The 13,300-nt window shown below is 45.0% G+C and carries 3 protein-coding genes; all 3 read left to right on the top strand.

The annotated features are described in order from the left end of the window. Positions 1 to 232 precede the first annotated feature (232 nt). The 3 genes from pepT (at position 233) to F0231_RS17375 (ending at position 13,281) form a co-directional block, all read left to right on the top strand. Positions 233 to 1,462: a peptidase T gene (gene pepT, locus F0231_RS17385; protein WP_171760967.1), complete on the top strand. Its 1,230-nt coding sequence runs from the start codon at positions 233 to 235 to the stop codon at positions 1,460 to 1,462. 78 nt (positions 1,463 to 1,540) lie between these two features. After that, positions 1,541 to 2,008 carry a DM13 domain-containing protein gene (locus tag F0231_RS17380; RefSeq protein WP_171760966.1) on the top strand — a complete coding sequence of 156 codons (468 nt, stop codon included), beginning with the start codon at positions 1,541 to 1,543 and terminating at the stop codon, positions 2,006 to 2,008. A gap of 299 nt (positions 2,009 to 2,307) precedes the next feature. After that, on the top strand, positions 2,308 to 13,281 hold the full coding sequence (locus F0231_RS17375; RefSeq protein WP_367613483.1) for a DUF11 domain-containing protein: 10,974 nt from the start codon (positions 2,308 to 2,310) through the stop codon (positions 13,279 to 13,281). Positions 13,282 to 13,300 lie beyond the last annotated feature (19 nt).

Raw genomic sequence — 13,300 nt, 5'->3', positions numbered from 1 at the left:
AGAAAGAGCGCGTGGAACAGCAACAATTAGCGTTGGACTAAACAAAGGCCCCCTTTTAGGGGGCTCACACAAAGCCACCTTCTTTAGAAGGTGGTAATTTACTATCTACTCGTACACCTTAGATGCGCAAACTCTGATTTACCGCAACATTTGTCTTGTTGTTCGGCGTAGGATGAATCGTACTCTCTCGAGAGGAAGAACCATTGAGAACCGAAAAATAAGAGAAATAATAATGAATGAACTCGTTCAACGCTTTCTGCGCTATGTGACTTTTGACACCCAATCAAACCCAAGTAACCCAGCCTGTCCAAGTAGTGAAGGGCAATTAACGTTTGCACAGTTTCTACAGCAAGAATTGATTGCTCTTGGCTTGAGTGATGTTTCCCTTGATGCAAATGGCTATCTAATGGCGAAATTGCCGTCTAATGTCGACTACGACGTGCCGGCGATTGGCTTTATCGCACATATGGATACAGCTCCTGATGCATCAGGAAAAAATGTGAAACCTCAGTTTATTGAAGATTATCAAGGTGGAGATATTGCATTAGGTAAAGGTGATGAAGTACTTTCGCCGATTCAATATCCTGATCTCCATAAACTGCATGGGCACAACCTAATTACGACGGATGGCACCACTTTATTGGGTGCTGATAACAAGGCAGGAATCGCGGAGATTATCTCAGCGGTTGCGGATCTTATTGCTAATCCTGATATACCTCATGGTGATATCTGTATTGGCTTTACACCGGATGAAGAGATCGGGCGTGGTGCCAATCTATTTGATGTAGAGAAGTTCGGCGCTAAGTGGGCTTATACGATTGATGGTGGTCCAGTAGGCGAACTTGAGTATGAGAACTTCAATGCGACGAGCGCAGATGTCATCTGTTTCGGGACAAATGTACACCCAGGAACAGCCAAAGATAAAATGGTCAATTCGATCAACATTGCAGCACAGTTCCAAATGATGATGCCAGCCGATGAAACGCCTGAAACGACCGAAGGGTACGAAGGTTTCTATCATCTAAAATCAGCGGAGATGTCGGTAGCCCGAAGCGAGCTTGGCTATATTATTCGAGACTTTGAGCGTGACGGGCTGGAAGCGCGAAAAGCGTTTATGCAGCAGAAAGTCGATGAGCTCAATGATTCATTGAAAAACGGACGGGCAGAGCTCGTGCTGACAGACAGCTACTTTAATATGAAAGAGATGGTTGAACCGCACCCGCATATTATTGAGCTTGCCAAACAAGCGATGATCGAATGTGACGTAGAACCCATGATTAAGCCTATTCGTGGCGGTACTGATGGCGCAAGGTTGTCATTTATGGGGTTGCCTTGTCCTAATATTTTCACTGGAGGTTACAACTTCCATGGTATTCACGAATTTATATCGGTTGAAGGAATGGAACAGGCGGTAAACGTAATTGTGACAATGGCACAACAATTGGCACTCAATCATAAATAAAAACAACTGATGCCTAATATCTCATTGATTATCGTGTACATTTAGAGGTGTGTTCATGACTTCATTGAGATAGTAGAGATGAAAAAATTAGTTCTTATATTTACTCACCTTATGTTTGGCGCGGTGGGTTTTGCGCTCGGTATTTACGCATTACCCATCCTTATCCAACCAGACTCTCCTTCAATGAACTCCGTGGAAACGGTAAACAACCAAGCTATCTACACCGGGACTTTTCAAAAAGACCGTAAAGACAGTGACTTCCTTCATTGGGGGGAAGGCTCTATTTCAATCAGTGATACTCAAATTGCGTTTGTTGGTGAACTCGCACCTGGCCCAGATTACAAAGTGTATCTGTCTCCAAAATTTGTCGAAACGGAGATAGACTTTAACGCGAACAAATCTGCCATGGTAAGAGTGGGGGATGTAAAAACATTTGATCGTTTCACCGTCGACTTGCCATCTGAACTCAATGTGTCTAATTACAATACCGTCGTTATTTGGTGTGAAACATTTGGTGAGTTTATTACGTCAGCACGCTTTAAATAGCCAAGTTGTAGGATAATTCTGAGTTAGTTAATGCTTCCCGTAATTTAGTTAGAAAAAATGAAGGATCTTGCCATTTTCTTATAAACCCTGACAAAGTTGTGACATTTTGTAACAGTGAAAAAAATAATGTCAGTTGCGCTCATCAGCTGCACTGATTCACAAACAATAAGGGTCATGCAGTGTGTTCACTGACATAGGACTCTATTGTTTTGTTGCACTCGCTATCCTCTAAGTTATCCAACGGCTTAATCGTTCTCCTTACGTTTTTCTCCGTAAATGTCCTCGCTGCCGAAATTGACGTGCAAGTTTCGCCACTCAATAGCACCTATGAGAATAGTGAGTTCATCAGTTACAACGTCAAAGTCAAAAATAACACCACAAAGACGCTGCGCGACGTTTCCGTTGTGGACACGATTTGGGATACGTTGGCTGAGGGTGAGACTGGAGATGTTAAAGCGTTTAGTGAACTGACCGTTATTCCCTCCAATGGCTTTGGCTCAAATCCGGGTTCGGTAACGGGCGCGGACGCCAATCTCGATGTCGCAGATGCCAAGCTGTTTCCATACAGCTCTATTGAGTATCAGTTTAAAGCGAAAGTAAGTGATGATGTTATCGGCTCCATTGAGCTTGGGAATACCCAAGTCAAAGCTGACGTAGATGGCGATGGTTCGCTTGAAGTCTTTACGCCATTTACTAAAAGTACGTTTAGTCCAGTTCCTTATCAGTACACCATTGATTTAAGTGTCGACAAATCCGAATACTCGGTGGGTCAACCCCTTATTTACACACTTAAACTGACCAATACGGGTAGTTATAAGGTTCAGCACTTAGATATTGAGCAGCTATTTTCTTCTTTAGCTGTGGAGGGGGCTCAAGGCAGTGCAATTTCACCATTTAGCAGAGTTGAAATTAGCGGTGAAACGTCAGGCAAACAGAGTGATTTAGGAACCTATACGACCAGTGGTGACTTACAGGTAGAGGACGCTACTATTGCTGTCGGCGGCTCATTGACATACACCATATCAACGCAAGTAGCGCAAGGCTTGGTTGGCGACATTGTCACGTCTGCAAAAAGTGAAACTAAAGAGGGTGAACTGGCCAGTGATGAGAAAACGACGCCGCCCGCTTCTGCGATTGTGTCGATTGAACACGCTATTAGCCAGTCGAATCCTTACTTAGTCGGCTCACAACGTGTATTCACGATCGATGTGACTAACAGCGGGTCGGGTATTGCACACGATTATCATGTAAAACAAAATATTCGCGATTTATTGTCTAATCTCGGTTTAGGTAACAACTTACAGTCTGAGCATGATAATGGTGACGTAACAGGTAACCCTTTTAGCTCTTGGACTATCGAGGTTACAGGCTCAGGCGCAAACACCCTATCTAAATTTAAAGATGCAGGTGTACAGACTGACGTTGCATTTGATGATCAGATTTCGCTCTTTCCCAATGAAACCATTTCGTATGAAGTAAAAGCGACTTTATCTCCTGTTGCTATTGGTCTGGTACAAGGGGCGAATGCGGGGGTATTTGACGCTGCAAACAATTTAGTTCAAGACGCACAAATATCGGGCTCTCTGAATGCAGAGCGCACGCTCAATGTCACTGACCCTGAAATTACCATTTCAAAGACGACGAAAGCCTCTTTATACACGCCGGGGAACACCGTCGAATACGAAATAGAGGTATCGAACACGTCATCAAAATATTTTGCCAACGATCTTCAAGTCGTGGATGACCTAACATGTGTGCAAACAGAGCAAGCGGCGGGTGCTGGGCAAGGACAAGCATTTAAACGTTGGAAAATAGAACCAAGCAGTACAGAAGATAACGTAGGGACAGATCCGGGTAAATACAGTTATGGTTCATGGACAACGAGTGCAGTGACGCTGTCACCTGATATCGCACCAGGAAAACGTGTAACCTACACGCTAACTGCAGAAGTGAATGATTCTAGCATCGGTCTTATCTTAGATGACAATCCAGCGTGTTCGGATAACGTATCGGAAGAGGGCTCTGGTGTTCAAATGCCAGAAGACAACCTACGTGCGAGCAAAGATGTAAATGCTCGTTTCTACTCCTCGGGTGATGTTCTTACCTATACCGTTCGTGTTGATAACGATGGTGACGGCTTTGCAAACCAAGTGCCTGTCATTGATGACCTGTCTTCTGTCAAAACAACGTCCGTGAGTGGGGCAATTATTCCCGCATTTGATAGCTGGGAGATCACAGCACAAGCATTTCGTGAAAATGGAAGCGGTGCGACCTCATCTGTCACGGGCATTTCAGGCACTGTAACTAGCCCTGACATTTTGGACGTGGAAGCGACGCTAGAACCGCATAGCTACATCATCTACACCATTGACGCAAAAACGAACCCGTTAGCGAATGGTCATATCCAAAATAGTGTCACTGTTGATGGTTCAGTTTATGCCGACCGCGGTTCTGACCCTCGTGATTTCACCGTTTCGGTCAACAAGACCGTCAAGACAAACAACGATTCCAACTTTCATGATGAACATACGAGTTATTCAAAGCTAGAAGACGAAGTCACGTATCAAATTCACGTTAAGAATGACAAAGGCAATGGTTACGCGACCAACGTTAAGGTGAAAGATACGTTCTCGACGATAACCGCAGGCACTCTAGAGCCGGATAGTGCTTCAAAAGCGGTTTTCTCGTCATGGACGATTACGGCAGACATTATCTCCGACGACCCTCTATTGAACGGTAATAGTACCTACACCAAAGTGGGGGACTTTGAAGATAACAAAGACATTGACCTTACAGCGCAGATCCCGCCTAACGTCGAAGTGCTATATACAGTAACGGCTAAGATTGACCGCACTAAGAGTGATGAGATTGTTTACAAGCGTTTCGACAGCACCGTCAATGTAGAAACACAAGACTCCGATGCGCAATCTAGAGTATCTGACTCTGCAACGGTTTACCCTAAAGCGCCTAATGTAGTCGTAGTTAAAACCTCAAAAGAGAATGAGTTCTTTCCGGGGCAATGGGTTGAGTTTAATGTGACGGTATACAACCGTGGTGCGGGTTATGCCAATGAAGTAGCAGTGAAAGATGACATCAAGGGAATGGGGGTTTTCTCAGAATGGACGATCACAGCATCTACCGATAGTAACAATACGAAATACGATACGGGCAGCTTTGCAGGGGCACCGTCTACCTATCCAAGTAATGGCAATATTAATTCGAAGATTGATATTGATCCACAAACCGCTGACGGTATGGGGCATGTTACTTATAAGATCAGAGGCTTAGTGCGCAGTGACTATGATAAATATGAAATTTCTAACACGGTAGAGATTCACGACCCCGTTAATAACCTAGACCAATCAGCGACAGCCGAAATTGGTGATAGTGGTGATGAGCGTCTAAACGTTTCTATTCTGAAAACGGCTGACCAGACACGTTTCGTCCCAGGTGACGATGTGACTTACTTTATCACCTTACAGAACAACAGTGAGAATGAAGCAACATCATTGAAGTTGGTCGACCCTCTGACAGAGATTCGCTCGGTACTTGCTAACGATAAAGATAACCAATATGCCGACTATGAGGATCAATCCCCGTTTGAATACTGGCAGTTTGACTACGCCGACGGTTCGGGTTGGCAAGCACAAACGAACGATGATCTTGTTTACCCTCTAGGCGGAGCAAACACGACCTTTTCATTGGCGGCTAGCGAAACACGTACTTTCAAAGTGAAAGCTCACGTCAAAGACAATGTTGTTGGATCGATGCAAGGTGGCCTGTTAGAACGAAAAATTGCTAACGATGCGTATATCTTTCAAGACTATAAGCAAGTGACTGAAGAGTCGCACGTCTCGCATCATGAGATGGAACGTGTTGATAGCGGTGGTGGCACAGTACGTCAGTTATTGGTGAACGGAAAAGAGAGCCGATTCTATGCTCCTGGCGATACATTAACGTACACCGTGAAAGTGTCTTCAAATAGAGGCTACTTCAATAACCACCGTGTTTTTGAAAACATTGAAGGCGTACAAGTTGCGTTGCTTGATGGCTCTAAAGCGAACCCATTTAACGACGTGTTTTCGGTTGATGTCGCGAAAGATGATGTGAACGGCGGTGCTGGGACAACAGACGGCACGTTAGATGGAACCGTTGAAGATAATAAAAACATTGATACTACCATCGATGTCGCAGGCGGTGACTACGTTTTATACACCGTTGAAGGGACAGTGCGCGGTGATGCCGTAGGTGACATTACGATTGGTGGTATTACCGTTGAGCCTTACGAATATCATCTAGTGTTTTCTAAGACCGTCGAGCAGAAAAACTACCAACCGGGAGAGGGTCTTACTTACCACTTGACTATCAACAATGATGGCAAGGGTAGTGCGTACAATATTCCATTGGAGGATAGCCTCTCAAGCATCAAAACCAACCTACTTGATGGAACCGAAGGGCTTGCATTTATTGATGGTTGGACAATTGAGCCAAAAGTTCTCGGAGGTAACCCTCATGCTCAAGTCGATCTCGATGGAACCTTAAACGACAACCAAGATATTAAAACTCATATTTCCGTGCCTGCGGGGGAGATCATTGAATATGTGGTGACGGCAAAAGTAAATCCAAATGCAGTCGGCGATATCGTGAACTTTCTTCGTGTTGATGGCGATTATGTGAGTGCGGAGTCTAAGGCTGACACTGAAAAGTATGACTTTGATAAGCATGTTATTCAGATTCTAGACAAAGATGGTGTAACTGAATTGACCGGTGGTTATACACCTGGTGGTTACCTCGTTTATGACATCACTTTAGAAAACAAAAACAACGTCCACCTGCAAGATGTGAAGATAGTCGATGACATCAAAGGTATCACCACCGATTATTTTGATAGTACAACAGGGCAGGCGTTTGACTCTTGGACCATTGAAACAGAAGTTGATAACAGTGGATTGTCTAACGCGGGCAGTGTTGCTAACGACACTAACATAGACACCAGTTTTGATTTAGCGGGTAGCTCTTTTGCAACGGGTGGAACGTTTGTGCGTTACCGTGTTACGGCAAAAATTTCTGAAAAAGCCGTTGGACCGATCAAAAACATAGCCAAAGTTGACAATAAACATACGTTAGAGTCTGAGCGCGTTGACATGTTGCCTTCGAATATCAGTAAGAAGCATAAAGCCTATACTGATGGCTCGTTTGCAACGATAAAGAGCACATATAACTTTGATCCTTCAGTCAATGGTCAGGATGTTGTGTACCACTTGCGATTGGAAAACAAAGGTAAGGGTACGGAATATGCGGTTTCGCTGAAGGAAGAGTTTTCGAAGATAAAATCTCGTCTGGCGCAAGATGCTATCGGCGAAAGCAATGATCAACGTGCGGCGGTGTTTGATCAATATGGTTGGGATGTAAAAGTCGACAAGTCAAAAGAGCTAGTGACGGACATCGGTACTTATGTTGGCGGCACAAACGTTGATATCGATATTCCTGTTCTTTCCATTGCTGCAGGCGGCTGGGTTGATTTTATCATCGAAGCGAAAATTCGTGACGATGCGTTGGATAATGTGATTGCTAAGCCGTTTTACAATGGTTCAGCTTTCCAAAAATCGACGGTTAAGCCTGAAGCGCAAGATTTAAAAGTCGCAAAACGTATAGTGTCGATTGGCGGGCGTCCATACTCATCTGGCGATACTTATAAACCGGGCGAAGAGGTTGTTTATCTTCTTGATGTTAATAACAAAGCCAAAGTTTGGACTGATCAAACGCAAATCCGAGATATCGTTTCGAACATCAAAGTAGAAGTCCTAGGCGGCGCTACTGAGCAAGCGTTAGATTCATTCAATATTACTCACGATATCAGTCAAGGGCTTGGTAGCAGTGTTGATACCTATCTTCCTGACTATGTTACAGACAGTGATCTCGACGTGACCGTGGACATAGCGCCGCAAGAGGACATCCAGTTTACGATTACGGGTACTATCCGCTCTGATGCCTTAGGGGACGTTGACGCGAATAAAGCATCTGCTGGTGGTCAAAATGTTGTGACTCCTGTAATACCGCCTGTTGCACCCAATCTAGTGTTTGAGAAGCTCGTGACGAATACCACCGCGGATGGCGGCAGTTGTACATTCCCTTCCAATACCGGAAGTGGCTGTCAATACAACCCGAACGGTCAAGTTGCTTACTCGATTACGGTTGAGAACACTGGCGAAGGTATCGCAAATGATGTGTCGATCGTCGATAAATTGAATACGATTACGACCTCGTCGGGTGCGAAGGCTTTCTCTAAGCTCTCGACGGCTATTCTTGAGCAGCCAAGCTCTGACCGTTTCGCTATCTCTGGTGATTATTCTGGTAGCAAGCCTCTTGATGCGAGCTTTGATTTAATGCCAGGTGACAAAGTCGTGTTTGGGTTGAGTGGTGTTGCTGATGGCGATGCAACAGGAACAATTACCAATGTGGCTAAAGTCGATGGAAAAGATTCCAATGCGATTGTGTTAGACCAAGGTGATGCTGCGATATTTGCCTCAAAAACAACTGACACTCCAACTTATGTTCCGGGTGGTGAAGTTCGTTACACCATGTTTATCGCGAATACTTCAGACTCCAACGCCGATGTTCGAGTAGAAGATGCGATTTCTAAATTTACTGTCGAAACGGCAGACGGCAGTATGCAAACTGCACTGGAGTCTTGGACAACGACGGCTAAGTTCGTGAGTAATATTGGAGCCGTGCACAATGACGCAACGGCGATCCAAACCTCTGGCGATATCGATGCAATCGTCAAGTTGGGAGCGGCAGATGCTCAGCCTACCGTTCTGAAAATCGATGTTGTTGGTCAAGTCCGTGACGACGCGATAGGCAAATTTGGTAATACCTTATATGTCGATAAGATCCAGTACGATTTACAACAACATTATATTTACCCTGAGCAGGGCAGCTTGGCGGTAACGAAAGACGCCTCTATCTCGCCAGCTTTATATGCGCCGGGAGATATGATTGGTTTTGATATTGTCGTTGAGAATACAGGGGGAGGCTATCTACAGAACGTTACGCTAGAAGACCTTGCTTCCCAGATCAAAGCGGATACCGTCGACAGTTTCATACCAGAGCGTGTATTTGATAGTTGGGACGCGAGCCAGAGCTCTATATCTATTGTTGACCCGAGCGCGAGTAAAACGTACACGGTCTCTGAAACGGCCTTCGATAGCCCTGATGGTTTTAAAGGGGTTTACCAACTTGCCCCAGGGTCTAAAATTCAACTTCACCTAGAAGGTCAGGTTAAGAGCAATGTTGTCGGTGAGATCACCAACGTAGTCGATGTCGATGCTGAGAACGTAGATTCGGTAAGCAAACGCGCGACTTATCAACCGATTGATGCTGAAGTGATGGTGTCGAAAAATGTTGATAAGGACATTTACAAGGCATCTGATGAACTTACCTACACGATTGTACTGACGAACACACAACGAGTTTGGGCGACCGACGTACAAGTGACAGACTTCGTTGATCGAATTAGCGCTGAAACCATCTACGGTAGCTCTATTTCCGCTTTCGACCCTAGCTCTATATCGATAACAGGTAAGTCAGATAAAGGGACCACATCACTACCTGCGCTATCAGGAAACTACATAGACAATCGCATTGATATTGCGCCTGAAGATATTGTTACGATCACGATTAAAGGAACACTGAAACCTGAAATTATCGGGGAAGTGAAAAACATCGTGACGGTGGATTATGGTGATAAATCATTGCAAGACGAAGCGGTCAGTTTACCTCTTGTTCCGTCCATTGAAGTGACGAAAACACCAATAGAAGAGTATTACGCGCCAGGTTCGATTAACGGTTTTTATATTACGATTGAAAACAAAGATGAGGCGTTTGCTAACGATATCGCGCTTAAAGATCTTATCTCAACCATCAAGGTAAATACTGTCGATGGTGTTGATAACCCAGCATTTACGCGCTGGACTTACTCATTCAAAGCAAATGATCCAATGACGACGGTAGATTCTAGAGTCTTTAGTTGGAACACCGATATTGACCATATGATCGACCTTGCCCCTAAAGATACGATTGTCTTTGCAGTGGAAGGAGAAATTGATGGTCGTGCGATCGGTGATATTGAGAACACCGCGAACGTGACTTATGACGGAAAATCCCTTGATGCTACAGCAGTACTAAAACCTAAGTCTGCTGACGTTCTGGTAGAAAAGTCTGCGGACAGGGAATATTTCCAAGCGGGAGAAAGTGCACAGTTTGTTGTGAAGGTTTCTAACCAGGGGGATGGTTTTGCCAATGATGTGGCGATCAAAGACATCATGAATGATGTGTTAGTTGATCTTGTTGATGGCACAACTGGCACAGCCTTCGAGACCTGGACGATAAAAACGGCGCTTAGCGACATTAACTCTACGCTTACCGTGCTGCCAAGTGGTGCTAACCCTGACATTGATACCGTAGCGGACATTGCTCCAAACAGTGATGTAACCTTCACGATTGAGGGTATCGTAAATCGTTACGCTGTGAGTGACATCTTTAACCAAGTGACGGTAGATTTTGGTACAGAGCCACAGAAAACCGCTGACGCTTTAATGAAGAACAGACCTGTATCGGTCACGTTAGAAAAGTTTGTTGGTGAAACGGGCAAAGATACCGAAATGCCATACGAACCAGGTACACAAGCGACATATCGCGTGGTGTTAACCAATAACAATGAAGGGTTTGTTGGTGGCATCGAATTGAAAGATCTTCTTGATTCAATGGATGTTGAAACCGTCAATGGTGGTCGTGAAAAGGCGTTTGATTCTTGGTCTATTCAAGTCAATAAAGGCAATGATTTAACGACGATTAGCCCAGATCCGAGTGGTAATAATCGAGAAGTTGATGCGACAGTAAATCTCGCACCAAATGACACTCTTGAGTTAGTCATTACCGGGCAAGTAAATGGTTACGCCAATGGTCAGATCGATAACAAAGCGAGTATGACCATTAATGTCGGTAAGCCAGAGCGCTACACGGCTATCGCGAGTTTATTGTCGCAACCTGACAACGTCATCATTACAGAAGAAGCGGATAACCCTATCTATACGGCGGGTGAACCAGCGACATTCAGAATTACTTTGTTCAATGATGGTAAAGGCTTTGCCAATGATGTTCTGTTGAGAAATGCCATCTCGAGAATGAAGGTCCCGACTAGGCCAGATCTCGCGACAGGTGACAGAGAGATCATCAATGCGTTTACTGATTGGAAAGTAGAATCAAAGAGCTCTGACCCTCGCTCGCATATTACTGTAGGTACTCTATCTGCAAACGCAGACATTAATATCGGCGGAGACATCGCCCCAGGGGACACCGTTGAAATTGCGATTACTGGTACGACAGATCCCCGTGCAATGGGTGAAATTGTTAACGTGTCGCACAAGATCGATGATGCGGCTCCAACAACGGCCTACTCGGGAGAGCGCTCCGCCCGTACGCCAACCATTGAAACTGTCAGTGCGATGATTATCCCAAGGGCGGTGAGCTTTGCAATCGACAAAACCACGACAAAAGGTGAAAACGCTGAATACACCAACGACGATGATGAACTCACTTACTTGTTAAAGGTGAGCAATGAGGGCGCTAACACCATTACAGGCGTCCAAATGTTGGATGAGATCAGCAAGCTTGTAGGCGGAAATGGTAACCCATTATTCACGTCATGGAGGGTAACTATTGAAGAGTGGCCAACTGGGCAGATAAAAGGTGAATTTACCGACCAAGATCTTAACTTGCCAAATGGTGGCTTATCTCTCGACTTATTGCCATACATGGGCAACGGTTATGAAATCACTATAACTGGGCAGCTAAATAAAGGTTTGGATGACAACATTACCAACACATTCACTGTCACCGATCCCGCGACAGGTATTAGCGCATCGGATGATGTCACGATTCATGTGAAGAAGTTTGCCGATAACGAAGGGGAGTTATTGGTCACCAAGGAAGCGCTCAAGACAGATGCTCAAGTAGGTGATGTGGTTGAGTATGAAGTGTTAATCACCAACAACAATGAGTCGGAGTTCAAGAGCGTGAAGTTGGTCGACCGCTACCCATCAGGCTTTGAGTATGTTCCGGGTTCAACAGAGCTTGTGAACAGTGGCCCAGACGGTGAGTTTGATACGAGTGATGATGTGTTGAGTACAGCAGAACCAGCCGCCACAAACACGTTAACCTTCAACGTTGGTGATATGTTGGCTTACGGGAACACAGACAAAATTACCACAGAAAGTGTCCGTATTCGTTATCTTCTGCGAGTTTCTGTCGGGGCAACGTTTGGTAAGTATGTGAACTCCGCGGTAGCGATGACACCACCAGAAGGCCAGACATCAGGCGCATTGGTTGAAAAGTCGAATACAGCAACCGCAACGGTTGAGGTCTTGCCAGACAAAGTGTTCGATACCGCTTCTATTATCGGTAAGGTGTTTGAAGATCATAACCGAGATGGATTCCAAGCTGACGCTACGGCCTTTGATATTGAGCTTAAAGCAAACATAAGCCATCGAGACTACATTCCGAATACCACCGTGATGATTCGCGGTGAGCGTGAAGTGCGCCTACAGGATCATGCGCACACGGGTAAAGCTTATCCTCAAGTGGGGTATGAAGGTAAAGTGAAAGCCCATGAGCAGAATAATACTGACGCTTCTCAACACAAGAACAAGCGATTTACCGATTCTGCATTGGTGCAAGGGATCTCAATCGATGAGCTGTTTGGTTTGTCTCACAACCGCACATTGCCTGAGAGCAATAAAGTGGTTATTCAGCTAGAGACTAAGACAGATAAGGGCTTTACATTCAGTGTTGTAACCGATGCAGGCACTCGCATTGTATTTGATAGACAAGGCAACATCAGTTCACACTATGTGGGTGATAAAAAAGCGGGGCTGTCGGCTGAAAACTTGGACATCACGCGCCACCTGTATCGTGATGGCGACCACTACCTGTGGGAGATCATCATTGAAAACAAAGGGGTTTACGAAGATGGTGTACCGGGTGTCAGATTGCTTACGGTAGAAGGGATTGTCATCGAAACGGATCAATATGGTCGATACCACGTGCCTGATCAGTGGGTACTCGATAAGAAAGGTAAAAACTTCTTGGTTAAAGTCGACACTGACTCACTGCCGACAGGTATGAAAGTGTTCAGTGAAAACCCACGAGTCCAACGCATTTCTCCAAACAAGTTAACCAAGTTTAACTTTAGCGTAGTGGTTGATGAGGAGTAATGTGATGAGCGAACAAACG

Source organism: Vibrio sp. RE86 (assembly GCF_013114545.1).
Classification (GTDB): Bacteria; Pseudomonadota; Gammaproteobacteria; order Enterobacterales; family Vibrionaceae; genus Vibrio.
Note: the sequence above shows the minus strand (reverse complement) of the source record. Positions and strands in the feature narration are given on the sequence as shown.